The sequence below is a fragment of the Actinomyces sp. SKVG-SVH-4(1) genome (assembly GCF_048514265.1).
GTDB classification, from domain to species: Bacteria; Actinomycetota; Actinomycetes; order Actinomycetales; family Actinomycetaceae; genus Actinomyces; species Actinomyces oris.
In genome coordinates this window covers 38,110-62,188 of record NZ_JBGEVE010000005.1, presented here as the reverse complement: position 1 = coordinate 62,188, position 24,079 = coordinate 38,110, and the positions used below count along the sequence as shown (strand labels likewise).

The window sequence follows — 24,079 nt, the reverse complement described above, 5'->3', positions numbered from 1 at the left end:
GGGCCGGAGACCGGCAGCTTTCCCGCTGTACCTGTGCCTCCTCCGCCGAGCGCCCCCGCGCCCCAGGTGCCCAACGCCGCCGAGGCTCCTCCGCCGCCTCCGGTGCCCGCCCCTGGAGGAGAAGCTGTGGCCGCCCCGAACACGATGGGCGTCCCGGTCGCCGCCGGCTCCGCACCTGGTGCGCCGGCACCTCAGGTCCAGGGCGGGTTCGTGCAGCCCGGGCAGGTGGCTCAGGCCTCGCCCCTGGCGCAGACCTTCACCGCCTGGTTCCGCGGCCCGGGCCTGACCTCCACGGCCCTGAGCCTGGCGATCGTGCTCGGATCCGCAGCCATCAGCGCGATCCTCACGATGGTGGCCATGTCGACCATGGACTCGACGAAGATGTTCCCGACGACCTTCTCCACGCTGCCGCTGCTCATGGGCTGGAGCCTGGGCGGGCAGTTCGTCATGTCAGGGTCGAACTCTTACGAGACCGTCACCCTGACCTTCACGCTGCTGCCCATGGGGGCGCTGACCGCCGCCGGCATCGGGGTCTTCTGGCTGGCGCGCCGCCGAGCCGCGGTTGACGGGTCGGCAGCCCCGCTGGTCCCGACCATGGCGCGGGCCGGAGCCGAGGCTCTGGCTGTGGCCCTGGTGGCCTGCTTGGTGACGGCACCGTTCTCCATGACCGCCACGATGATGGGGCTGAAGGTCATGACGGTGTCCTCCTCCGCGCTGATGACGATCCTGTTGGTGACTGTGGTGGTCTTCGTGGCGCTGGTGGTGGCTCGCAGCGGCGGGTCGCTGCTCGAGCGCCTGCCGAGCCCGGTGGTGCAGATCAGCCGTGAGCTGGGCGCCTTGAGCACCGCACTGGGCGTGGTCCTGGGGATCTTCATCATCGTCGCCTACATCGCTGCGGTACTGATCCAGGGGTCGGGTTTCGCCTCGATTCTTCTGTTGCCGGTGCTCCTGCCGAACCTGGTGCTGCTTGCCCTGGGCATGGGATCCCTGGGAGGTATCACCCTGGACAAGAGTGAGGCCGCAGCGGCCCTGGCCTACTTCCTGCCGTCCTTGGGCGGTAAGGACGGCGGCGACGCCTACGCCTGGACCTGGTTCGGCAGCTGGTCGATCCTGCTGTTCGCGGCCATGATCGTGGCCATCGTGGCGGCGGCGCTGCGCGTGGGCGTCAGGCGTTCCCGCACGGGGCGGACCGAGTGGCAGCGCGTCTGGCTGCTTCCGCTCGTGGCGCTGGCCCTGGGGGCGATCGTCTTCTACGGGCTGCTTCCGTTGCGTTTCTCAGGCGCTGACACCCCGATGCGTTCCTCGGGCGGTGGATCCGGCCACTACATGTCTGTGAGCCTGCAGCCCAACGCCCTGACCTTCCTCCTGGTTGGGGTCGTCGCGGCGATCATCTCGGTGCTGGCGGAGATGCTCCCCCTATGGGCCTACTCCTCCTTCCCGGCAGTGCTGCAGCTGGCCGGTGGGAAGAAGGCCAGTGCGGCCTGGCGTGCGGGCACCTCCGGCGTGGCTCCGACGTCGTCGGCCCAGCAGTGGGCGTACAGCACCGACCCGGCCACCGGGGCCAGCATCGCCACGGATCCGGCCACCGGTGCCGTTTTCTCCATGGACCCGGCGACCGGCCAGTGGGTGGAGACCACGCCGGCCTCACAGGCCCCGGCTCCCGGCTTCGGCGGTGCGGCCGCAGGTGCGCCTGCTTCGGGCCAGCTGCCCGAGCCCGCCCCGATGAGTGCGGCCTCGCGCAAGAAGGTCATTCTGGGACTGTCTGCCTTCGGAGTCGTGGTGGCACTGGTGGTGGCCGGCGTCGTCGCGCTCAACGTCGTCAACGGCATGCGTGGCCCCGACAAGGCGGTCGAGAGCTACCTGACGCTCCTGTCGGAGGGGAAGGCCACTGAGGCCACCAAGATGGTGGACCCCGGTGTCCCCAACGACCAGCGCAAGCTGTTGACCGACGACGCCCTCAAGGCCGCCAAAGCGAGGATCAAGGTCACCAAGATCGAGGAGCCCACCATCACTGGTGACACCGCCACGATCAAGGCTCACCTGTCCCTGGATGGGAAGGCCTTCGAGTACGACTTCACCGCCTCGAAGACGTCGGGCTCTTTCGGGCTGGACAGCTGGAAGGTGGATAAGCCCCTCGTGGTCTCCGCGGACTTCAGCTCCTCCGCGCTCCCGGGGCTGAAGGTCGCAGGGGTTGCCATCGACATGGCCAAGGATAAAGACGGGTTGAGTGGGTATCGCTCGACCCAGGTCGCCTACCCCGGTGTCTACCCGGTGGCGGCGCCGGACTCTGTCAGCAAGTACCTCACTGCCAAGGAGACGTCCTTCACGCTGATTCCTACGGGTGAGGGTGCGAGCGCGGAGGCGGAGTCGGTGGGCACCCAGACGGTGAATGCCACTCCCACTGACGAGCTCAAGACCAAGGCGTTGGCGAAGGTCAAGGAGCAGACGAAGACCTGCGCGACCGTCCCGACGAACTCGGACAAGCCCTGCCCCTTCCAGCTCACCACGGACATGACCTCGTTGTCGGTGGAGAAGGACGCCACGAAGGTGGAGTTCTCCAAGGACATCAGCAATGACCTGTCCTTCACCTCCGACGAGATCAGCATCTCCGGATCTCCTAAGCCGACGACCTTCGACAAGAACCCCAGCCCCCGCAAGGCGAAGTTCACCTTCTCCGGGAAGGTGGAGCTGCCGGAGGGCGGCGGCGATCCCACCATCACCATCGAGTCCAGCAGCAGCGTCTTCTAGGGCCACTGGCCGGTGCCGGCCGCTGGGTCGGCACCGGCCAGCAGGATGCGTTCGCGGCGCGTCGTCTCAGGCGGTCACCTTCAGGGTGGAGCCGCCCGAGGCGACGCGCCGCACTGCGATGCGCTCGGCGATCTGGTCGCGCAGCTCGGCCACGTGGGAGACGATGCCGACGGTGCGCCCGCCGGCGCGCAGGTGGTCGATCTGGGCCATGACCGCCTGGAGGGTGTCGGCGTCCAGGGTGCCGAAGCCCTCGTCGATGAAGAGGGTCTCCAGGCTCACGCCCCCGGACTCGGCCGAGACGACGTCGGCCAGGGCGAGGGCCAGTGACAGGGAGACGTAGAAGGTCTCCCCGCCCGAGAGGGTCCGGGGGTCGCGGGTGCGCTCGTCACCGAGGTGGTCGACGACGGCTAGGCCCAGTCCTTTGCGGCGCCGGCGTTGGCTGGTCTCCTCGGCGACCCGGATGAGCTCGTAGCGTCCGGAGGACATCTGGGACAGGCGCTCGTTGGCGAAGACGAGGACCTCCTCGAAGCGGGCCTGCAGCACCCAGGTGGCCAGGGGCGTGCCGGCCTGGTTCTCCCCGCGGGCGAGGTTCGCCACCCGGATGAGGTCGGCGCTGGAGCCGGCCGCCTCCTCATAGGCGGTGGCCGCCTGCTCGACGCCGTCGATGGCCCGGCGCAGGTGCTCGTGGGACTCGGCGGTGCGCGCTTGAGCGGATGCGGCCTGCCTGGCGGTGGCGTCCGCCTGGGCGAGCTCGGCGGTGGCGGCCTCGAGGAGGTCCTCCTCCTGGCCGCTCAGGGCGGCGATCTGCGGGTCCTCGAGCCCCAGGCGGACCCGCTCCCGGGCGGTGGCGGCGGCGCGCACGCTGGCCGCCAGGGCCTCGATGGCACCGCGCTCCATGAGTGCCGCCGTTGCCTGGGCCGCACTGGTGAAGCCCTCCTCCGTCAGTGCGGCGGCCAGGTCGGCCAGGGCGCTGCGGGCCTGGGCCAGGGCGGTGCGGGCTGTGTCGATGTCCTGTGAGGCGTCCTCGGCCTCCTTGGCCCGCACGAGGAGGGCCGCGGCGCGGGCGGTGACGCTCGGCCAGGCCCCGCGCGCCTCGAGGCAGCGCCGCTGGTCCTGGGCGAGGACCTCGCGCTCGGCTTCCAGGCGGCTGCGGGCGGACTCCTGGGTGGAGCGGGCGGCATCGAGCGCGGCGCGCTCCTGCTCGGTGCCGGCATCGAAGGCCTCGAGGCGCCCGGCCAGGTCCTCGACACCGTCGGCTGTTGCCTGCGCCGTGGCCAGGGCGGTGGCGGCAGCCTCCAGCGCCTCCTTGGCGGCGGGCGCATCCATGCCGTCACTGGCACGCTGGGCCTCCTCAAGCCGGGTGGCACAGGTGTCCCGTTCCCGGACGGCGCTGTTGAGCGCCTCGTCGGCCTGCCGCTGCTGCTCCTCGGCGGCCTCGACCTGCTGACGGGTGGCGCCATCGGTGCCGGCGGTGGCGGGGGAGGGGTGGGTGGTTGAGCCGCACACGGGGCAGGGCTCGCCTTCGGTGAGCTCACCGGCGAGCGCCCCGGCGGTCCCGGAGATCCAGGCCAGGCGGGTGGCGCGTACCCGTTCGGTCGCCTCCCGCGCGAGCGCCGCTGCCTGAGCACAGGCGGCGTCTCGCTGGGTGAGCCGGGCGCTGAGCTGCTCGACGGCCAGGGCCGCCCGGTGGTGCTCCTCGGCCCGGGTGCGGCGGTCTTGAAGGCCGTCGAGGCGCTCGTGGGCGGCGCGCGCCGCCTCCAGGTTCTCCACCAGGGCGGTGCGCTGCGTGGGGCGCTCGGCGAGCTTCTCCGCGCGCTGCTCCAGGTCGGCGGCGGCGCGCTGTAGTTCCGCCTCCCGCTGCTGCGAGGCGCTTTCGCGCTCGGGGAGGCCGGCCTCGAGGTTCACGAGGGCCTCGAGCTGCCCGTGCTCGCGACGGCAGTGGTGCGCCAGGTCGTCGAGATTGCGGGGGCTCAGGGCCTCGGCTTGGGTCTTCTCGGACGCTTTGGCCGCCACGGGGGTCTCTGCGGCGTCGGAGTCATGCGGGGCCGCGTCCGCTGCGGTTGTGCCGGTCCTGGCCTCGCTGGGTTCGGCCTCGAGGGCGGCGAGCTGGCGCTGCGCCTCACGGACCAGGGGCTCGACGAGGGCGGCGGGCGTCACCGCCGCATCGAGACCGTCAGCGTCGCTGCCGGTGGCCTCCTCTGCGCTGTCGGCACTGGTGACTCCGGCCCGCTCGGCCAGGTGGGCCAGGCCGCTCTGGTCGGCGCGGGCGGCCAGTGCAGCGACGGCCTGCTGGGCGCGGTGATGGGCGGCCTGCTCGGCGACCAGGTAGGGCCGCACCCGGGAGGCGCGCTCGGCGTCCTGGAGTCGCTGGGCGTCGTCGGCTTCTTGCTCAGCGCGCTCAGCCAGCCGCTCCTTCTCCTCAATGAGGGCCCGGCGCCGCTCCAGGAGGTCGTGGAGGCTCTGGGCTTCCTCGCGCGCCGACTGCGCCCGGGTGAGGGCCGCCCCCGCGGCCTCAGAGCGGGCGTCGGCCAACGCGACCCGGTTGCGGGAGGCCTTGAGCGCCTCAGCGCTGATGCGGCGAAGAGCCGCCAGGTCCGGGGCGGCGCCCGCCATCGCCGCCTCCAAGGCCTGGGCCGGTGTTGGAGCCAGGCCGGCGTCGGCCTCCTGAGGCTCCGCGCGGTCGGTGTCATCCATGGGCAGCGGCAGCGCCTCCTGGGTTCCCCCGGACGGGGCCTCCTGTGACGAGTTCTCCGGTGACGAGGCCTCCGAGTGAACCGCCTGATTGGCGTCGGCGGTCTCCTCACCGGTACCTGTGGCCTCAGTGGGGGAGGGGGCCTCGGTGAGGAGGGGGTGCCGTCCCAGGGAGGTGACCTGCCCGCGCAGGTCGGCTGCGGCCTGCTCGACCCGCCGGGCCCCGTCCCGGGAGGCCTGGATGAGGGCGTCCTGGATGGCGTCGTAGATGCCGGTGCCGAAGACGTCCTTGAGGAGGTGCTGGCGCTCGGAGGAGTCGGCGCGCAGGAACCGGGCGAACTTACCCTGCGGAAGGACGACCGTCTGCGTGAACTGCTCCCGGCTTAAGCCCACGGCGCGCGTGATCTCCGCGTCGGCGTCGCCCACGCGGGTGACGGGCTCGTCGAGCGGTTCCCCGCCGACCTCGGCCAGGTGCCAGAGCTTGACGGTGCCGTTCTGGGTGGTGGTGCCCTGCCCGCGCCGCTTGGCCCGCTCGTAGGTGGGGGTGCGGCGCACCCGGTAGACGCCGGCGCCGGTGGAGAAGACGAGCTCGATGACGCTCTCGGTGTGCGGGCCCACGAGGGTGGAGCGGATGCGCTCCTTGGAGGAGTCGGCCGAGTCGGCCACGTCCCCGTAGAGGGCGAAGACGATCGCGTCGATGATGGTGGTCTTGCCCGAGCCGGTGGGGCCGGTGAGCAGGAATCGGCCCGAGGCTCCCACCGCGTCGAAGTCGATGTGCTCCCGCCCCGCGTAGGGGCCGATGCCGGTCATGGTCAGGGAGTGGATCCTCATCGCTCGCTCCTCGCACTCGCCAGGGCGGACTCGTACGCGCTGCGCAGGACGCTGCGCTCGGAGGGCTCGGGGGCGCGCCCGCAGACGTCGTCGAAGAAGTCCTCGGTAATGCGCAGCGGGTCGGCCGCGGCGGTGACGGCGATGCGCTCGCGGGCGGTGCGCGTGGGGGCCTCGTGCTGGAAGGCCAGGAGGCTGGGGAATCTCTCCTTGAGGGTGGCCAGGGCGCCGGGTGGCCGCTCGCCCTGGAGGATGACGCGTACCCAGGCGCCGGTGGCGTCGTCGAAGGCGGGGGAGAGGAGCTCGGGCATGGTGCCGGTCAGGGTGCGCACCTGGTGCAGGACCGGGGTGGGGATACGCTCCAGACCGGTGACGCCGTCGGCGCTGAGGTCCAGCAGGACGGACGACTTGGTGGCGGCGTTGCGGGCGCCTTCGGCCTCGTCGAAGGAGAAGGGCAGGGGCGAGCCGGAGTAGACCAGGCGCGGGCCGGCTGGCCGGGTGAGTTCCTGGGGCCGGTGGAGGTGGCCGAGGGCCACGTAGTCGAGGCCGCCGCTGCGCTCGGCCAGGGGCGAGCCGCCCAGGGTGGTGAAGACGCCGGAGGGCACGGAGTCGACGCCGCCGACGCGAATGTCCCGCTCGGACTCGCAGGCCTCACCTCCGACGACGAAGGCGTGGGCCATGAGCAGGCTCGGCAGGAGCCGGTTGCGGGCTGAGCGCAGGCGGTCCAGGTCCGCCGCGACGAGGCGCAGGGCGGCGGAGACAACGGCCTCATGGGAGCGAGGCAGGCGCGGGCGCTCCGGCGGGTCGGGCTGGGAGGCGGTATCCCCGCTCTCGGCCTGGTCTTCTCCTGCTGTGTGCTTCGCGGGGAGCTCCTCGCCGAGGCGCTCGGCGAGGAGGGGCGGGAGGATCTCACGGGCGGCATCGGGGTCGAGGTAGGGCAAGGCGTGGACGATGGCGGCATCGTTGCCGTCGGCATCGGGCAGGATGATGCCGCGGTCGAGGCCAGCGGTGCGGGCCCGGATGATGAGGCCCTCGCGCATGAGATCGGCGGCGAAGCCGAGTCGGCGGGCGGAGTCGTGGTTGCCGGGGGTCAGGACCACCCGGGTGCGCTCGGTCAGGCGGCGCAGCGTCTCATCGAGGAGGGCGACGGCGTCATTGGGCGGGATGGCGCGGTCGTAGACGTCCCCGGCGACGAGGACGGCATCGACTGATTCGGCGGCGACGAGCTCGACGAGGTGATCGGCGAAGGCGGCGTGCACGTCATCGAGCACGCGCCCATGGAAGGTACGCCCCAGGTGCCAGTCGGAGGTGTGGAGGATCCGCATGCCGACACTGTCTCACAGACCACCGACATCAATGACGGCGCCCTGCGGCGGTTCAGTCGTCGGTCTTTTGGTCGGTGGCGTCCTGTGCGGCATCTCCCGATTCTGATGGTTCCTCGAGAAGTTGCTTGGCTTCTTCGAAGAGGCCAAAATCGTGGTAAAGGCTGGCAAGTTTTTCACGTAAGGTTCGGGTCTGAAAGTGATTGGGACCCAGGGAGGCCTCGTATTCTTCGAAGATCTCTTCGTATAGGGCTATGGCTTCCCCGAGTTTTCCGGCTTTTTGGAAAGTATAGGCAAGGATTTTGCGAGAAATGCGGGTGCTATGGTGGTTTCGGCCTAGGATGCGGGTGCGGTCGATAAGAGTCTGTTGGTGCAGGGTGATGGCGTCGTCGAGCCTGCCCGCGCTCCGGTAAGCATTGCCGAGGTTACTGCAGACAGTGAGGGTGTGGGGGTGGTCGGGTCCTAGGGTGCGGATGCTGCTATCGAGGTTATACTCGAACAGGGCAATGGCCTCCTGGAATCTGCCCGCTGTTAAGTATGTGCGGGCGAGTTTGTTGCTGCCAGTGAGGGTGCCGGGGTTTGAGATGTGGGTGTGGGTGGTTTCTTCGAGGTTCTGCTCGTGCAGGGTGATGGCCTCATTGAGCCTGCCCGTGGTCACGTAGGTGTCGATGAGGGCGTCGCGTACGGTCAGGGTGTGGGGGTGGTTGGGTCCTAGGATGCGGGCGACGTCGGCGAGGTTCTGCTCGTGCAGGGTGATGGCCTCGTCGAGCCTGCCCGCTGTCTGGTAGGCGCAGGCGAGGTTGTGGCGTGAGGCCAGGGTGTCGGGATGATCGGGTCCTAGGGTGCGGGTGCGGTCTTTGAGGGTCTGCTCGAACAGGGCGATGGCCTCGTCGAGCCTGCCAGCGTCCTGGTGGGCGTAGGCGAGGTTGTTGCGTGTGGTGAGGGTGTCGGGGTGGTCGGGCCCTAGGATGCGGGTGCGGTCGATAAGAGTCTGTTGGTGCAGGGTGATGGCCTCATCGAGCCTGCCAGCGGCCCGGTAGGCGTTGGCGAGGTTGTTGCGTGTGGCCAAGGTACCGGGGTTGTCCGGTCCTAAGATGCGGGTGAAGTCGTCGAGGGTCTGCTCGAAGAGAGAGATGGCCTCATCGAGCCTGCCAGCTGTCTGGTAGGCGTAGGCGAGGTTGTGCCGTAAAGTGAAGGTTTTGGGGTGGTCGGGCCCCAAGGCTTCGCCTGCCTGCGTGGCAGACTCGGCGAGGGTGAGGGCCAGGTGCGGCATTCCAAGATCGGTTGCATGCCATAGTGTCGTTGCAAGAATTGAAACAAAAATCGGATCGGAGAATAATGGGCGAGAGTGGTCTTGAGATGTGACGGCACCTATTTGTTCGACGAGATTTCGTGTTTCTTGTCGCTGCTGTTCAAAATTTTCTAGCCGATCCACGTTGATCTCGTTGAGAAGGGTTGTTGTATGCGTGTACGCTTCGCAGAATTTCTTCTGGTTGTTCAGGTGGGTTTCGCGGTAAACCTGCCTTTGGAGGCGGTGAATGATGGTCTTGTCGCCGTCAGTAGATTCTTGCAGGATTGAACTGCCCTTCAGGAAGGATAAGGTGTCTCGGACTGCGTCGGAGTCATTGTCGAGGTTTAGAAGCCAGTGAGTTGGTACTCCGGAAGGGGCGAGGAGGGATATTGCGTCGAGGATCGATATGGCGATATTTTCCTGTCGAGGGCGCTTGTTCTTGAGTTTCTCCAAAGCCTGCTCGTGCGCCATGAATAGCGTAATACCGACGGCGTCTGGGTAGTCATCGCCCTCGAGGCGACTGATGCTTGACTCGAGCGAGTGGGTGCTCAATCTTATGAAATACTCTGAAAGGGAGTAGTGTCCCCACATGGCTGTTGCCGCGGCTTGGGTTACGGCGACAGGTAGGTCGCCAAGCGCCTCTGCGATCTGGTCTGCCGCATCGCGATCAGTGTCGCCACTGCGTTTGCAGAGGAGGGTGATTGACTGCTCCCGTTCGAAGATGCCGATCGTTATTGGCAACCACCCCAAACTTTCCCAGTCAAGGTGGCGCGTTGTGGTGATGATCGCCCGGATGCCTTTGCCCTCGGGAGTGAGATCCTTCAAGTCGTCGAGGTTCTCCACGTTGTCGAAGACGACAAGGCGGTCCTCCGCATCTGCTGAGTGTAGCTGATCCAAGAAGCGTCGAATAATAGTCTCCGGAGGGATATCCTTCGGTGCATCGATACCGATGCGCAGTGCGAGCTCGTAGAGATCGGCAATGAGTTCCTTACGTGAGCCTGCATTGATCCATGCGACGATAGACCAGCCCTCGTCTTCACACTTGGCGGCAACTGCGGCTGCCAGCTGAGTCTTGCCGCTTCCTCGCATCCCCGTCAGTACTGTACGAGGCTCGGCGTGGGTGAAGACGGCTTCGAAGAGCTCGTCCTGCCCCTCCCGTTTGACGAAGCCTGCAGTGACCCTGGGGCGGCTACCGAAGCGAATCCGCGTGGGTGAGGCAGGTTGGCTCTGCGGGATCGCGCTATGGATATCCTTGATATCCGTCGCCATCGTCCCCAGCAGTTCGTGAGTCTCTGCCTGCCCCTCCAGCAGTTGCTCCTGGCCGGCACGTAGTTGTTCCTGGCCTGCGAGCAGCTGCTTGAGTGCGGCGATGTCGAAGCCCCGTGAGCCTGGCGTGAGACGGATGAACTCGTCGGCGACGATGCGGGTCAGGTCGTCGAAGAAGGGCTCGGCTGCTGCCTCGACGTTCTGGCGGCGGCCGGCCGCACGCCGTCGGAGGTAGGTCTCGAAGTTGTCCGGGTGCCGCACCGCCTCCAGAACTGCGGCGTCGTCCCCGCTGATCTCCTTGAGCGCCACCTCCATCTCGGTGACGGCTCCAGCCAGGGCAGATTGAGTGACGCTGGTCCGTTCGTACCGTTCGCTGGCGGCATCCACCTGCTTCTGAAGTCGAGACTTGATGGACGCCTCCAGCGGATTCTCCTGCCCACCTCGCCCCTGTTGCAGACGTCTCAGGCTGCGCCACGCGTTGAGAGCCTCGCCAGGCAGCGACGCCGCGCTGCCCCACGAAGGATCAACGGCCACAGCGGCTCCACGCATCACCAGCCCGGCAAGGCTGGTGGTCATGGATAGGACGGCGAAGGAGAGGGGGTCGGCCATGCCGCTATCGTACAGGCGGTCAGTGGCGTCGAAGCAGAATTCTTACGGCGTCCCGAAGAGCTTCTCCGCATCCTCCATTCTTCCAGCGGCGCGATAGGCGCCGGCGAGGTTATTGCGCGCGGTGAGAGTGACAGGGTGAGCGGGTCCCAGGGTGCGGGTGCGGTCTTTGAGGGTCTGCTCGAACAGGGGGGTGGCCTCTTCGAGCCTGCCGGCTGCCTGGTAGGCGCCGGCGAGGGTGCTACGTGAGGTGGAGGTGTCGGGGCGGTCGGGACCCAGGATGCGGATGAAGTCGGCGAGGTTCTGCTCGAACAGGGGGATGGCCTCTTCGAGCCTGCCGGCTGCCTGGTAGGCGCCGGCGAGGCTGTGGCGTGAAGCCAAGATTCCAGGGTGGTCGAGGCCCAGGGTGCGGGCGACGTCGGCGAGGTTCTGCTCGAACAGGGGAATGGCCTCGTCGAGTCTGTCCGCATCCCGGTAGATGCCGGCGAGTCGGTTGCGTGCGGTGAGGGTGTGGGGGTGGTCGGGACCTGCGAGACGGGTGAATTCCTCGAGGTTCTCCTTGTACAGGGGGGTGGCTTCGTCGAGTCTGCCCGCGTCCCGGTAGGCGCCAGCGAGGCGGTGGCGTGAGGCCAAGGTTTCAAGATGGTCGAGGCCCAGGGTGCGAGTGACGTTGTCGAGGTTCTCCTGGTACAGGGTGATGGCTTCGTCGAGCCTGCCCGCATCCCGGTAGGTAGCGGCGAGGTTGAGACGTACGGCCGAGGCGCCGGGGCTGTCGGGACCCATGATGCGCATGGCGTCTGCGAGGATCTGCTTCTTCAGGGTGATGGCCTCGTCGAATCTGCCCGCCTCCCGGTAGGCTCCGGCCAGTTCGTCGCGTGACATGAGGGTGCTGCGATGGTCGGGGCCCAGGATGCGGGTGCGGTCCTCGAGGGTCTGTTCGTACAGGGTGATGGCCTCCTCGAGCCTGCCGCTCGCTCTGTAGGCGCCGGCGAGGTTGAAACGTGAGGTCAGGGTGCTGGGATGGTCGGTGCCCAGGCCGCGGATGGAGTCCTCAAGGGTCTGCTCGTACAGGGCGATGGCCTTGTCGAGCCGGCCGCTCGGCCGGTAGGCGCCGGCGAGGCTGTTGCGTGAAGCCAGGGTGTCGGGGTGGTGGGGGCCCAAGGCGTCGCAGGCCCGGGTCACGGAGTCAGTGAGGCAAAGGGCCGGCTGCGACATCCCAAGGCTGGTCGCGTCGTGCAGTGTCTCGGCGAGCTTTGAAGACACCTGTGGCTCAGAAAACAGTGAATGAGAGTAGTCCTGTGATGTGACTGAGAGCAGCTGCTCGATGAGATGTTGGGTCTCGTGTCGCCGCTGTTCAGGATTCTCTAGGCGGTCTACGTCAATCCCGCTGAGAAGTGCTGCTGTGCGCGCACTCGCCTCATCGAGCTTCTTCTGGTCATTCAGGTAGGTCTCCCGGTACACGTGTCCCTGGAGCCTGTGAATAATGGTCTTGGTGCCGTCGCTGGATTCTTGGATGACGGAAGCACTCTTCAGAACAGACAGAGTGTCACGTACTGCGTCGGAGTCGCCGTCGAGCCTCAAAAGCCAGTGAGTCGGCAGTCCGGAAGCAGCCAGGAGGGACAGCGCGTCGAGGAGTGACACGGCGATCCTCTCCCGCTGAGGGTGCGTGGTTCTGAGCTGCTCCAAGACCTGTTCATATGCCATGAGCAGTGCGATGCCGACGGCGTCGGGGTAGTCGGCACCCTTGAGGCGACTGATGCTTGACTCGAGCGGGTGATGACTGAGCCTGTCGATGTAGCCGGATAGGGAGTATCCACCCTGTTGTGCTGTCGCGGCGGCTTGGGTGATGGCGACGGGCACGTCGCCGAGCGCATCCGCGATCCGGTCAGCAGCTTCGCGGTGAGTGTCGCCGGTGCGCTCGCACAGGAGGGTGATCGACTGCTCCCGTTCGAAGGCGCCCACCGCCAACCGCAGCCACCCCAGGCCGTCCCAGTCGAGGTGGCGCGTGGTGGTGATGAGGGTCCGGACTCCAGTTCCCTTGGGGATGAGGTCTCTCAGGTGGTCCGGATTCTCCACGTTGTCGAAAACGAAGAGACGGTCCGCCGCCTCTGCTGAGCGCAGCCGATCCAGGAGGCGCTGAACAATGACCTCCAGAGGGATGTTCTTCGGCGCGTCGATACCGATCCGCAGTGCGAGCTCGTAAAGACCGGCAAGGATCTCCTTACGTGAGGCCGCATGAATCCAGGCGACAAGGGGCCAGCCGTCCTCCTCGCACCTGGCCGCAACCGCAGCGGCTAGCTGAGTCTTGCCGCTTCCCCGCATCCCCATCAGAACCGTGCGAGGCTCGGAGTGAGTGAAGACGGCGTCGAAGAGCTCATCCTGCCCCTGCCGCTTGACGAAACCTGCGGCAACCATCGGGCGACATCCGAAGCGAATTCGCGTGGGAGAAACGGACGGGTGGCGTGTGGTCATGCTGTGGACCTCCCCGATGTCCTTCGTCGTCGTCCTCAGTGGCTCGTGAGTCTGCGCGTACCCCAGGGGTGGCCATGGCGCTTATCGTACAAGCGGACGACGATGCCGGAACAGGATTCGTACGGCGCCGGAGCCCGACGCTGAGGAGCACAGAAAACACGTGGGGCAACGGAAAGATCCGTTGCCCCACGTGAAGAATGCCGGCGAAGGTGAATTGAGATCGGCGGCAAGAACTCCGTCAGGCGGCGATGGTGCCGGCGGCTACCAGGGCGATGATGATGAGGCCCAGCAGCACGCGGTATACGAGGAAGGATGTGAACTTGTTGGAGGACACGAAGCGCAGCAGCCAGGCGATGGTCGCGTAGGCGACGACGCCGGAGACGACGGTCGCGACAATGGTGGGCGTCCAGCCCACGGTGTTGCTGATGGTGCTGGCCTCCGTTGCGGCCTCCAGCAGTCCGGCCGCGACCAGGGATGGGATGCCCATGTAGAAGGACAGGCGCGTGGCCGTGACCCGGTCGAACTTGAGGAACAGGCCGGCGGAGATCGTCGCCCCGGAGCGGGAGATGCCGGGGAACACCGGGGCCAGGGCCTGGAATGCGCCAATGATGAGGGCGTCCTTGACGGTCACGTCCTTCATGCCCTTGGTGAGGTTCTGCTGGTGGTCGGCCAGCCACATGGCCCCCGACCAGATGATGAGGGCTCCGGCGATCACCCACAGGGAGCGGACCGGCCCCTCGATGAAGTCCTTGAACAGCAGTCCGACGGCGGCCACCGGGATCGATCCCAGGATGATGCCCCAGCCGAGCGTGTAGTCGGGGTCCTGGCGGGCCTGCTGGTTGCTCAGTCCCCTGAACCAGGCGGTGACGATGCGGACGATGTCGGCCCAGAAGTAGATGATGGCGGCGATGATCGCACCGACCTGGATGACGGCGGTGAAGGCGGTCATGCCGGCGGAGTTGATCTCGTAGCCGAGGAGCTTCTCGACGATGTTGAGGTGACCGGTGGAGGACACCGGGAGGAACTCGGTGATGCCCTCGACGATGCCGAGGAGGATGGCGTGCAGCCAGTTCAAAGGGACTCCTGGGGTGGATGGATGGTGGACTCACGGCAGGTTACCGGCGCACGGGGTGGGGAAACGGCCGGGTCACTGTGGTACCCGCCGCAGCGGTGGCGGTTCAGCCGCGCGGCGACACCGGGGCAAAGGCCCAACTCTGCGGCCGCATATCAGTTTGTATCCCTTTTATAACGTTGGATGCGTGACAAGTCCAGCCCGTGCGACCTCGGCGTGTGGCCCCGAGGAGCGGCTGCTTCCGCCATGCGGTGTCCAGTAGCGCCCCGCCCTCGTACAGTGTGGGCTACCCCTTACCCAAAGTGTCTTGGCTCACTTTTGCGCGTTTTAGATCTTTTAGATCTTTTATAACTTCGGGGCGCACTGATGTCCAGCAGATGGGGTTGCGGCTCAAGCGGGCCTGCTCAGTCCGTCTCGGCGCTCAGGTGGTGCAGGGCGACGTCGTGCAGCAGCGAGTTCGTGGCCACCGCGTTGCCCCCGAAGGGCCCGGGCTCGCCGTCCAGGGAGGTGAAGCGCCCGCCCGCCTCGGTGACCACCGGCACGAGCGCCGCCATGTCATAGAGCTCGAGTTCGGGCTCGGCGGCCAGGTCCACGGCGCCCTCGGCCACGAGCATGTAGGACCAGAAGTCCCCGTAGGCACGGGTGCGCCAGCACGACTGCATGAGCCCCAGCATCCCGCGCAGCCGCTTGGTCTGAGCCCACCCCGACAGCGAGGAGTAGGACATCGAGGCCCGGGTGAGGTCGTCGACGCCCGACACCGACAGCCGCCGCGCCGAGCTCAGGGACCGCCCGGTCCATGCCCCGCCGCCGGACACGGCCCACCAGCGCCTCCCCAGCGCGGGGGCCGAGACCAGCCCGACGACGCACTGGCCGTCCTCGATGAGGCCGATGAGCGTGGCCCACACCGGCACGCCCCGCACGAAGTTCTTGGTCCCGTCGATCGGGTCGATGACCCACTGGCGCGAGGAGTGCCCGGTGGTGGGCAGCTCCTCACCCAGGACGGAGTCGCGCCCGCGCGCCCGCCCCAGCTGCTCGCGGATGACGCGCTCGGCCTCCTTGTCGGCCTCGGTGACCGGCGTGAGGTCCGACTTGGTCTCCACGGTGAAGTTGCCGGCGTCGAAGCGGGCCAGGGTGAGGCTGTCCACCTTGTTGGCGATCGTGTGCGCCAGGTGCAGGTCATCGCGCCAGCGCCGCTGCTTGGCCGGAGGAGCCGTCAGCGCGGGCTGCGCCGCTGCCGGTGAGGGCGCCGCGGGCGGTTCCGGAAAGACGGGGCGCTGTGGGCGGGGAGTCTCGCTCATGGCACCACGGTAACGGGGGAGCGGGCTCGGCGAGACCCCACCGTCGTCGGGCGCGCCACCCGGCAGGCCGCCCGGCGTGCGTCGAGCCGTTACCTCGCCGTGAGATTCCAGGTGACGTCAGAGGTGCGAGAGAGGTGTGGGGGAGAGGTGGTTTATTTCCCGTTATATTGCGGAAGAACGGCGTCGGTCATCGTGAGGATAGGAGCCTTCGATTTGGCGGGCCGTTATTGGTTCGTTACGCTGACGAGTATGACCCAACCCGGGAGGCTCAATGCAGCATAATGCCGGTTTTACCAGGGATGACGTCGTCACAGCGGCCCTTGAGATCGGTGTGGACCGGTTCACGATGGGCAAGGTGGCGCGTCGGCTCGGGGTGAGTACTGCTGATCTGGGACGCACCGTCAGCTCGCGCGACGACCTGCTCGTGGCTTGCCTGGAGCGTGTGTCCGCCGACGCCACACTGCCCCCCACCGGCCTGAGCTGGCAGGACTACCTGCGCCGGCTCTCCGACTCGCTGTGGGACGTGCTCGACGCCCATCCCGGCCTGGACCACACTCTCATCAACCTGGCCTGGGCCTACGTGCCCTTCATGTCCGTGGCCAAGCGCGCCCACAACGCCCTCGTCTCCGGGGGTCTGCGCAGCGAGGACGCCTACCTGGCGCTCAACTACACCCTCTCGACGGTTCTGACCGCCCACCAGCAGGCGGTCGCCATGGCCGAGACCGTCGAGTCCGACCGTCAGCCGGGCCGGAGCAAGCGCGGCATCGACGTCGCCACCCGCATGTGGGACGAGCGCTTCGGCGACTCGAACGCCGCCCTGGGCATGGGCGGACCCAATGAGCTGCACAGTGGCGACGACGCCGATCGCGTCCCCTTCCGCCCCAAGGAGTCCTGGCTGGATCGCGGTGCGATGGCTCCCAAGCTGGAGGTCATCATCGGCGGCTTCTCCAGCCTGAGCGACGTCCTGTCCGGCGCCGGGAGCCCCGGCGCCTCACGGGGGCCATCCCCCGCTTCACAGTCCAACGACACCAGGGAGTCCTCCGTGAACACTCTCGTTCTCGTCTTCCACCCCAACATCTCCGAGTCCCGGGTCAACAAGGCCCTCGGGGCCGCGGCGGAGTCGCTCGGCGGCAACATCACCGTGCGCTACATGTACGACCTCTACCCCGACTTCAACATCGATGTGGCCACCGAGCAGGCGGCTCTGCTGGGCGCCGACCGCATCGTGCTGCAGTACCCCATGTACTGGCTCTCCTGCCCGCCCCTGCTCAAGAAGTGGCTCGACGACGTCCTCACCTTCGGCTGGGCCTACGGCTCGACCGGCACGGCCCTGCACGGCAAGGAGCTGCTCCTGGCCGTCAGCGTCGGCGGCGCCGGCAGCGCCTACGGCCGCGAGGGTGCACACATCTACACGATCCACGAGTTCCTGCGGCCCATGCAGGGAACCTCGCGAGTCATCGGCACCAAGTACGCGGTGCCCTTCCTGTCGGTGGGCGCCCTGGAGATCACTGATGAGGCCATCGCCCGCCGGGCGCAGGACTACGCCGCGGTCCTTCAGACCCCCGAGCTCCCGCTGCTCGACATCTTCGGCTGAGGTCCTTCAGCGGTCCTGAGCTACTGGGTCCCCGTCGGCGTAATGACCGGCGGGGACCCGGTGTAACTATGGGGAGCGCCGTAGGATCTCGGCATGGTTGAGATCGTTGCGTACCGGCCGGAGCAGCGTCAGGTGCTGCTGGACCTGTCCCTGCGCGCCTGGGCTCCAGTCTTCCCACTCATGGAGCAGGACGTGCCCGCCTTCGTCTACCGCTCCTTCTACCCCGAGGGCTGGCGGCAGCGACAGTTCTCCGATCTTGCCGAGGTCCTCGACGGCGAGCCCGACGGCGTCGACGTCGCCGTCCTCGACGGTCGCCCGGTGGGCTGGGTGTGCACCCGTCTGCATCCCGAGGACAGGATGGGGGAGGTCTATATCGTCGTGGTCGACCCCGACTACCAGCGTCACGGCATTGGCCGTGCCCTCATGAACCACTCCATGGAGCGGGCCCGGGCCGCCGGGATGGCCATGGTGATGGTGGAGACCGGCGGGGACCTGGGGCACGCCCCGGCCCGCGCCACCTACGAGGGACTCGGCTTCCAGCGCTGGCCGGTGGCGCGCTACTTCAAGGACCTGGCCGACGGCGACTGAGACACCCGTGAGACGCCCCGGGGGCCCAGACCGGCGAACCGGCCTGGGCCCCCGGGCATGTGGACGCTGCCTGCTGGCGGACTCAGCCGCGGAGGTCCAGAACCGGCAGGTCCGTGGACTGCAGGGTGGCGGCGTAGTCCTCAGCCCGCTGAGCCAGGGCCTCATCGGTGATGGTGAGGGTCCCGGTGGTGGTAAAGGGCTCGAGGTAGGTCATCTGGACCATGTTCGCCGTCGCCTGGAGGGGCCGCAGCAGCTCGGTGAGCGTGTAGCCGTAAGAGGACTCGTGGCTGTAGGCGTCGCCGGGGCCACCGGTGCTCACAGCCACCAGCAGCTCCTTGCCGGCCAGGGCCTTACCGGTTGAGCCGTAGGCCCAGCCGTAGAGGAGCACGTCGTCCTGCCACTGCTTGAGCAGGGCGGGGGTGGAGTACCAGTACATGGGGAACTGGAGGACGACCCTGTCGGCGGCCTCCAGGGCCGTCTGCTCGGCGGCGACGTCGACCTTATGGTCGGGGTAGAGGTCGTACATGTAGCGCACGGTGACGTCGTTACCGAGGGCCTCGGCCTTGGCCGCCAGGGGTCGGTTGGCGCGCGAGGTGGACATGTCGGGGTGGAAGACGAGAACGAGGGTCTTCATGAATGCTCCTGTTGTCAGACGATGATGGTGGGGTGTGCGGATCGGCTCAGGGCTCCAGGAGCACCTTGATGGCGCGGCGCTCGTCCATGGCCTTGTAGGCCTCTGCGGCCTCCTCCAGAGGCAGGCGCAGGGTGAAGACCTTGCCGGGGTTGATCTCGCGCTTGAGGATGCGGTCGATGAGGTCGGGCAGGAAGCGGCGCACGGGTGCGGGGCCGCCCAGCATGTGGATCTCGGCGAAGAAGAGCTGGTCGCCGGGCAGGGAGACGCCGTGGGCGACGCCCACGTAGCCCAGGTGCCCGCCGGGGCGGCAGGAGGCGATGGCCTGCATCATCGAGGTCTGGTTGCCCACGGCCTCGACGACGCCGTGAGCACCGTAGCCGCCGGTGACCTCCTTGACCTTCGCGGCGCCCTCGTCGCCGCGCTCGGCGATGACGATGTCGGCGCCGAACTCGCGGGCGAGCGCCGCCCGGTCCTCGTGACGGGAGAACGCGATGACCTTCTCAGCCCCCAAGGCCTTGGCGGCCAGGACGGCGGACAGGCCCACGGCGCCGTCGCCGACCACCGCGATGGTCTTGCCGGGGCCGGCCTGGGCTGCGACGGCCCCGAACCAGCCGGTTCCCAGGACGTCGGAGGCGGCCAGCAGTGAGGCGATGATCTCGGGGTCATCGGGCTTGCCGCCGGGAACGACGACGAGAGTGCCGTCGGCCTGGGGGACACGGGTGTACTCGGCCTGGGTGTCGCCCATGAAGCCACCGTTGGCGCAGCGGGACTGGAAGCCGTCCTCGCAGATCTCGCAGGTGTTGTCGCTGATGCAGAAGGAACCGACGACGAAGTCGCCGACCTTGACGCTGGTGACGTCGTCGCCGACCTCGACGACGGTGCCCACGTACTCGTGGCCCATGGGGCGTGCCTCCTCCACCGGGGAGATACCCCGGTAACGCCACAGGTCCGAGCCGCACACGCAGGCGGCCTCGAGCTTGATAACGGCGTCGGTGGGCTCGATGACGTGGGGGACATCGCGGTCCTCGACACGGACGTCACCGGCGGCGTGCATGACGACGCCGCGCATGGTGGTGGGCAGGGTGGGAGCAGAAGCAGTCACAGGTATGTTCTCACATCAGTTCTGGTTGATATGTGAAGACTAGGTGCGGGCCTTGGTGCGGGTCCACCGCCCAGCAGGTTGTGTCAGGGCAACCCTGCGGGGCCGTGGGGGACCGGTCCTGGTAGGTGAGGTTGGTGTGTATCGGCCCGAGAGCAGGCGAAGACCGGTGCCGGCGAGCGGGCATTCAGGCTCGCAGGCGGTCGCAGATGATCGCGCTCGGCCGAAGCCGGGGCGCGGGCAGCGCCGTTCCCTACCCGGCCTTGCTGCCCGACGCCGTGTCCCGGGTCTTGCGCGGAAGAGGCAGAACCAGCGGGGTCCCGGTGAGTGGGTCGGCAATGACCTGGACCTTCAGGCCGAAGACCTCCTCAACCATCTCCGCGGTGACGACATCCTCGGGGCGGCCATGGGCCAGGATGCTGCCGGCGCGCATGGCGATCACCTCGTCCCCGTAACGACAGGCCTGGTTGAGATCGTGGAGCACCGCCACGATCGTGGTGCCCAGCTCGGCGTTCAGGTCCCGGCACAGCTCGAGGAGGTCCACCTGGTGGGCCAGGTCCAGGTAGGTGGTCGGCTCGTCGAGCAGGAGGATGTCGGTGCGCTGGGCCAGGGCCATCGCCACCCACACCCGCTGACGCTGCCCGCCGGAGAGTGCGGACACGTGCCGGTTGGCCAGGCCAACGACGTCGGTGCGCTCCATGGCCTCGGTGACGGCCGCGTCGTCGTCGGCCGACCACTGACGCAGGAGCGACTGATACGGGTAGCGCCCGCGCGCCACCAGCTCGTGGACGGTGATCCCGGGCGGGGCGATGGAGGACTGGGCCAGCATGCCCACTCGCCGGGCCAGCTTCTTGGGGGCCAGGGTGGCGATGTCGCGGCCGTCGAGGACCACCTGCCCGGAGCTCGGGGAGAGGACCCGGCTCATGGCGCGCAGCAGTGTGGACTTCCCGCAGGCATTTGGGCCCACGATCATTGTCACCGCGCCCGGGGTGATGGCCGTGCTCAGGTCCTCGATGACCGGATGGCTGGGATAGTAGGCCAGGGAGATGCCCCGAACGCCCAGGCCCGTGGTGGGGGCCTGGGCGTCTGAAGGAGCCTCCGATGAGACCGGAGCGGGCACGGACTACTTCTTCTTCGGCAGCGTGTCCGCCACCGTGGTCATGACGAGCCGTGCCGCGGTGGGGCCGGCGTTGAGGAAGAAGGCGTCGTCGTCGACCCGCACGGCGTGCTTGTCGTTGACGGCCTTGAGCCCCGTCCACAGGGGCATGGCGGTCAGCTCGGTGTTGTTCTTGTCCTTGTCCTTCTCGTCCTTCGGGGTCTTCTGCGCCCCGTAGAGGATCCAGTCGGCTTCTGCCTCAGCCAGCGTCTCGGAGCTGATGTCCTTGTTGCCGTTGTCGGTGAAGGTCTGGGTGCTGGGGCGGGCGACGCCCATATCGGACAGGACCGAGCCGGCCAGCGAGACCGCCCCGAAGGTGCGGAGCTTGTCGCTGGTCTTGCGCAGCAGGGAGACGGTGGGGTTGCCGTCAATGGCGGAGCCGGCCTTCTCGGCGTCGACCTGATAGGTCTCCATCCACTTCTTGGCGGTCTCCGGCTTGCCCAGGGCGTCGGCCACGAGGAGGAAGTCCTGCTTCCACGCCTCACTCTTGCCCTGGGTGACGACGGTGGGCGCCACCTCGGACAGGGACTTGTAGAGGGTGTCGATATCGTCCTTGCCCGCCTGGTTGACAAGGATGAGGTCCGGGGACAGGTTGCCGATGTCCTCGACACTGGGGGACTTGCGCGAGCCGACGTCCTTGATCGCGCCCAGCTTGTCGGCCTGCTTGGGGAAGGCCTTCTTGAGGTACTCCGGGACCGTTGCGGCGCCGTCGCCCTTGGTTGAGCCGATCGGCACGATGCCCAGGGTCAGGGCGACGTCGAGCTGCCCGGTGGACAGGATGACGACCTTGGTGGGGGCCTTCTTGATCTCGGTGGTGCCCTTGAAGTGGACGACCTTGCGGGGGAAGACGTCGTCGGCCTTGCCTGAGCCCTTGCCCTCGGGCATGCCGGTGGGCACCGATGAGGTGGGCTTGGCCTTGGCGGTCGAGGAGGCGCTGGAGTCCGCCTTCTTGCTGGAGCAAGCGGCGAGGACGGGGATGGCGGTGACCAACCCTGCGAAGACGAGAGCGCTGCGGCGGCTGTAGTGGGATGTCATGGGCTTAGGCTAACCTAAGTCATAGCGTTTTTATCAAGAATCATCCTGAGGAAAGGTGGGGACGTGGCGGAGGTCGCTCGTCAGTCGCAGCCGGGAGCTCTGGCGTGATCGCCCGGTGGTGGGAGCGCCGCCGTGGCTCTGGTGAGAAGTCTGCCGGGACGTCCGCCCCTACGTCAGTGGCGGTCCCGGTGGGTGGGACCGTCCTTGTTCTCGGGGTACTGTCGGTGCTTCTGTGCCTGGTGAGCCTGGCCGTTGGGTCGCACAGTCTGACGCTGGAGGAAGTGGCCGGTGCCTTCGTGCCGGGGAGGACAACGGTCGCCTCGGTCATTGTCTGGCAGCTGCGGATGCCGCGGACCGTCCTGGCGGTCATGGTGGGAGCCTCGCTGGCCGTGGCGGGAGTCGTCATGCAGGGGCTGACCCGCAATCCCCTGGCCGAGCCGAGCATCCTCGGTGTCAATGCAGGTGCGTCCCTGTCGGTGGTCCTGTCGATGTCTCTGCTGGGGCTGACAGATGTGAGTGACTTCCTCTGGTTCGCCTTCGCAGGGGCCGCCCTGGCCGCCTTTCTCGTCCATCTCATGTCGGTGCGCAGCGCCGACGCCGGACCTGCCAGGCTCGTGCTGGCCGGGGTGGCCCTGGGGGCGAGTCTGCGGTCGATCACCGGGACCATCACGATGTATGACTCCGTCACCTTCGACTCCTATCGTTTCTGGGTTCTGGGTTCGCTGGCGGACCGGGATGCCGCGTTGCTGGTGTGGGTGGCGCCCTTCCTCGCCGTCGGGCTGGTGCTGGCCCTGGCCTCGGGGCTTACGCTCAACGCCCTGGCGTTGGGGGAGGAGCAGGCCAAGGCGCTGGGTGTCAGCCCGAGGCGCGCTCGGGCGCTGGCACTGACCTCGATCACTCTGCTGTGTGGGGCGTCGACGGCGGCGGTCGGGCCGATCTCCTTCGTTGGGCTGGTGGTCCCGCAGGTGCTGCGGCTGGCCCTAGGGGCTGACCAGCGCAGGCTGCTGGCGGTCTCCCTCGTCGCCGGACCGGTCCTGCTGCTGGCCGCCGACGTCGTCGGGCGGGTCATCCTGGACTCCGGTGAGATGGAGGCGGGGGTCGTGACCGCATTCATCGGCGGTCCGGTGCTGCTGGTCATGGTCATCCAGCGGATGGGGGTGACAGGGCGGTGAAGCGGGTTCGGGACGTGGCCGGTAGCTCGGAGTCGGAGACCGAAGGGCCCCGCCTCGGGGCCCCGGCCTCTCAGCTGCGATGCCCCGTTGGACGTCGCAGGGCTTTCCTCGTCCACCGGCGGGCCGCTGTGGTGACGGTGCTGGCGCTTGCTGCGGCGCTGGCCGTGGTGGCTGTCTCGGTGCTGTTCGGTGCTTACAACATCTCCGGGGCCGACGCGCTGCACACACTGCTGACGGGATCTGGAAGCAGGATGGATCGCTTCTTCGTGCTCAACCAGCGGCTTCCGCGCGCGGTCGCGGCGGCGCTGGTGGGGGCGATGCTGGCGCTGTCGGGTGCGGTCTTCCAGAGCCTGTCACGAAATCCCCTGGGCAGCCCCGACATTGTGGGGTTCACGACCGGCGCCTCCAGCGGCGGGTTGCTCATGCTTCTGCTGGCGGCGTCGGCGAGTGATCTCCAGGTCTCGGTGGGGGCGGTCCTCGGAGGATTTGCGACCGCGACGGTGGTCGCTCTCATCTCGCGGCGCGGTGGCGTGGGCGGCGACAACCTGATCCTGACCGGGGTCGCCATCTCCGAGATGCTCTCGGCGGCCAACAGCTACCTCATCTCCCAAGCCAGTCTTCCCAGCGCCGAGACCGCCAAGGCCTGGCAGTACGGTTCCTTCAACGCGATTTCCTGGGGACAGGTCAAGCCCCTGGCTCTGGCTGCCGCGGTGCTGCTGATTCAGGTGGTGTGGCTCGTGCGGCCTGCGAGTCTGCTGGAGATGGGCGACGACGCCGCAACCAGCCTGGGACTGCGGGTCGGCAGAGTGCGCGGCGCGATGCTCGGCTACGGCGTCATGCTGGCGGCGATCTGCGTCGCAACGGCGGGCCCGATCGGTTTCATCGCCCTGGCCGCACCGCAGCTGGCGCGTCGGCTGAGCCGGTCGGCGGGGATGACGCTGATCGCGTCGGCGGCCATGGGGGCGCTGCTGTTGGGCGGGGCTGATTTCCTGGCGCAGCGGCTGCTCAGTCCCTTCCAGATTCCGGTGGGCCTGGTCAGTGCGGCGCTGGGCGGGCTCTACCTCGTCTGGCTGCTCATGGCTCCTTTGGGGCGTGCGGAACGGGCCGGCTGAGGTTGTGGCAGAGAGGCAGAGTACGACTTGGTCCGTATCGTCACCTACCTCACCGACGACGCCGAAGAAGCCCAGTGCCACTAACCCCCAGCACG

At 67.9% G+C, this 24,079-nt stretch carries 15 protein-coding genes; 5 read left to right on the top strand and 10 right to left on the bottom strand.

Going from position 1 to position 24,079, the window contains the following annotated elements:
- Positions 1 to 126 precede the first annotated feature (126 nt).
- Positions 127 to 2,748 carry a hypothetical protein gene (locus AB7V09_RS06070; protein WP_419143229.1) on the top strand — a complete coding sequence of 874 codons (2,622 nt, stop codon included), beginning with the start codon at positions 127 to 129 and terminating at the stop codon, positions 2,746 to 2,748.
- A gap of 66 nt (positions 2,749 to 2,814) precedes the next feature.
- Here the strand turns inward: AB7V09_RS06070 and AB7V09_RS06065 are convergent, their stop codons facing one another.
- The 6 genes from AB7V09_RS06065 to hisN all read right to left on the bottom strand — a co-directional run bounded on the left by AB7V09_RS06065 (position 2,815) and on the right by hisN (position 15,594).
- Positions 2,815 to 6,270 carry an AAA family ATPase gene (locus AB7V09_RS06065; protein ID WP_419143228.1) on the bottom strand — a complete coding sequence of 1,152 codons (3,456 nt, stop codon included), beginning with the start codon at positions 6,268 to 6,270 and terminating at the stop codon, positions 2,815 to 2,817.
- Positions 6,267 to 7,592: a metallophosphoesterase family protein gene (locus AB7V09_RS06060; protein ID WP_419143227.1), complete on the bottom strand. Its 1,326-nt coding sequence runs from the start codon at positions 7,590 to 7,592 to the stop codon at positions 6,267 to 6,269. The genes AB7V09_RS06065 and AB7V09_RS06060 overlap by 4 nt, the downstream gene beginning before the upstream one ends.
- A gap of 52 nt (positions 7,593 to 7,644) precedes the next feature.
- Positions 7,645 to 10,755, bottom strand: coding sequence for a tetratricopeptide repeat protein (locus tag AB7V09_RS06055; RefSeq protein WP_419143226.1), 3,111 nt, complete (start codon positions 10,753 to 10,755; stop codon positions 7,645 to 7,647).
- 42 nt (positions 10,756 to 10,797) lie between these two features.
- Complete coding sequence (locus tag AB7V09_RS06050) at positions 10,798 to 13,167, bottom strand: tetratricopeptide repeat protein (RefSeq protein WP_419143225.1); 2,370 nt, start codon at positions 13,165 to 13,167, stop codon at positions 10,798 to 10,800.
- A gap of 295 nt (positions 13,168 to 13,462) precedes the next feature.
- Positions 13,463 to 14,299 (bottom strand): undecaprenyl-diphosphate phosphatase, encoded by an 837-nt coding sequence (locus tag AB7V09_RS06045; protein WP_003786934.1) that lies wholly within the window; start codon positions 14,297 to 14,299, stop codon positions 13,463 to 13,465.
- 401 nt (positions 14,300 to 14,700) lie between these two features.
- A complete protein-coding gene (hisN, locus tag AB7V09_RS06040; RefSeq protein ID WP_003786930.1) occupies positions 14,701 to 15,594 on the bottom strand; it encodes a histidinol-phosphatase in 894 nt (297 codons plus the stop codon).
- A gap of 271 nt (positions 15,595 to 15,865) precedes the next feature.
- On the opposite strand from hisN, the gene AB7V09_RS06035 reads away from it, so the two are divergent.
- Both AB7V09_RS06035 and AB7V09_RS06030 read left to right on the top strand, forming a co-directional pair.
- Positions 15,866 to 17,188: an NAD(P)H-dependent oxidoreductase gene (locus tag AB7V09_RS06035; RefSeq protein WP_419143224.1), complete on the top strand. Its 1,323-nt coding sequence runs from the start codon at positions 15,866 to 15,868 to the stop codon at positions 17,186 to 17,188.
- A 93-nt stretch (positions 17,189 to 17,281) separates the two neighbouring features.
- The gene (locus AB7V09_RS06030; RefSeq protein WP_419143223.1) at positions 17,282 to 17,776 is read left to right on the top strand and encodes a GNAT family N-acetyltransferase; all 495 of its coding nucleotides are present in this window, start codon (positions 17,282 to 17,284) and stop codon (positions 17,774 to 17,776) included.
- An 82-nt stretch (positions 17,777 to 17,858) separates the two neighbouring features.
- Here AB7V09_RS06030 and AB7V09_RS06025 read toward each other — a convergent pair whose 3' ends face one another.
- The 4 genes from AB7V09_RS06025 to AB7V09_RS06010 form a co-directional block, all read right to left on the bottom strand.
- Entirely contained in the window at positions 17,859 to 18,410 is a 552-nt protein-coding gene (locus tag AB7V09_RS06025; protein ID WP_419143222.1) for an NAD(P)H-dependent oxidoreductase, read from the bottom strand.
- A 46-nt stretch (positions 18,411 to 18,456) separates the two neighbouring features.
- The gene (locus AB7V09_RS06020; RefSeq protein WP_051349190.1) at positions 18,457 to 19,479 is read right to left on the bottom strand and encodes a zinc-dependent alcohol dehydrogenase family protein; all 1,023 of its coding nucleotides are present in this window, start codon (positions 19,477 to 19,479) and stop codon (positions 18,457 to 18,459) included.
- A 283-nt stretch (positions 19,480 to 19,762) separates the two neighbouring features.
- On the bottom strand, positions 19,763 to 20,629 hold the full coding sequence (locus AB7V09_RS06015; protein ID WP_419143221.1) for an ABC transporter ATP-binding protein: 867 nt from the start codon (positions 20,627 to 20,629) through the stop codon (positions 19,763 to 19,765).
- Between the two features lie 3 nt (positions 20,630 to 20,632).
- Positions 20,633 to 21,700, bottom strand: a complete 1,068-nt coding sequence (locus tag AB7V09_RS06010; protein WP_419143220.1) for an ABC transporter substrate-binding protein — start codon at positions 21,698 to 21,700, stop codon at positions 20,633 to 20,635.
- A gap of 176 nt (positions 21,701 to 21,876) precedes the next feature.
- On the opposite strand from AB7V09_RS06010, the gene AB7V09_RS06005 reads away from it, so the two are divergent.
- Both AB7V09_RS06005 and AB7V09_RS06000 read left to right on the top strand, forming a co-directional pair.
- Complete coding sequence (locus tag AB7V09_RS06005; protein WP_419143277.1) at positions 21,877 to 22,872, top strand: FecCD family ABC transporter permease; 996 nt, start codon at positions 21,877 to 21,879, stop codon at positions 22,870 to 22,872.
- A complete protein-coding gene (locus tag AB7V09_RS06000) occupies positions 22,869 to 23,984 on the top strand; it encodes a FecCD family ABC transporter permease (RefSeq protein WP_419143219.1) in 1,116 nt (371 codons plus the stop codon). Before AB7V09_RS06005 ends, AB7V09_RS06000 begins: the two co-directional genes overlap by 4 nt.
- Positions 23,985 to 24,079: the final 95 nt, after the last annotated feature.

Coding starts and splice junctions, on each gene's coding strand:
- AB7V09_RS06010 (WP_419143220.1), bottom strand. CDS start 21,700: ATGACATCCCACTACAGCCGCCGCAGCGCTCTCGTCTTCGCAGGGTTG.
- hisN (WP_003786930.1), bottom strand. CDS start 15,594: ATGAGCGAGACTCCCCGCCCACAGCGCCCCGTCTTTCCGGAACCGCCC.
- AB7V09_RS06060 (WP_419143227.1), bottom strand. CDS start 7,592: ATGCGGATCCTCCACACCTCCGACTGGCACCTGGGGCGTACCTTCCAT.
- AB7V09_RS06055 (WP_419143226.1), bottom strand. CDS start 10,755: ATGGCCGACCCCCTCTCCTTCGCCGTCCTATCCATGACCACCAGCCTT.
- AB7V09_RS06025 (WP_419143222.1), bottom strand. CDS start 18,410: ATGAAGACCCTCGTTCTCGTCTTCCACCCCGACATGTCCACCTCGCGC.
- AB7V09_RS06050 (WP_419143225.1), bottom strand. CDS start 13,167: ATGGTTGCCGCAGGTTTCGTCAAGCGGCAGGGGCAGGATGAGCTCTTC.
- AB7V09_RS06020 (WP_051349190.1), bottom strand. CDS start 19,479: ATGCGCGGCGTCGTCATGCACGCCGCCGGTGACGTCCGTGTCGAGGAC.
- AB7V09_RS06035 (WP_419143224.1), top strand. CDS start 15,866: ATGCAGCATAATGCCGGTTTTACCAGGGATGACGTCGTCACAGCGGCC.
- AB7V09_RS06030 (WP_419143223.1), top strand. CDS start 17,282: ATGGTTGAGATCGTTGCGTACCGGCCGGAGCAGCGTCAGGTGCTGCTG.
- AB7V09_RS06065 (WP_419143228.1), bottom strand. CDS start 6,270: ATGAGGATCCACTCCCTGACCATGACCGGCATCGGCCCCTACGCGGGG.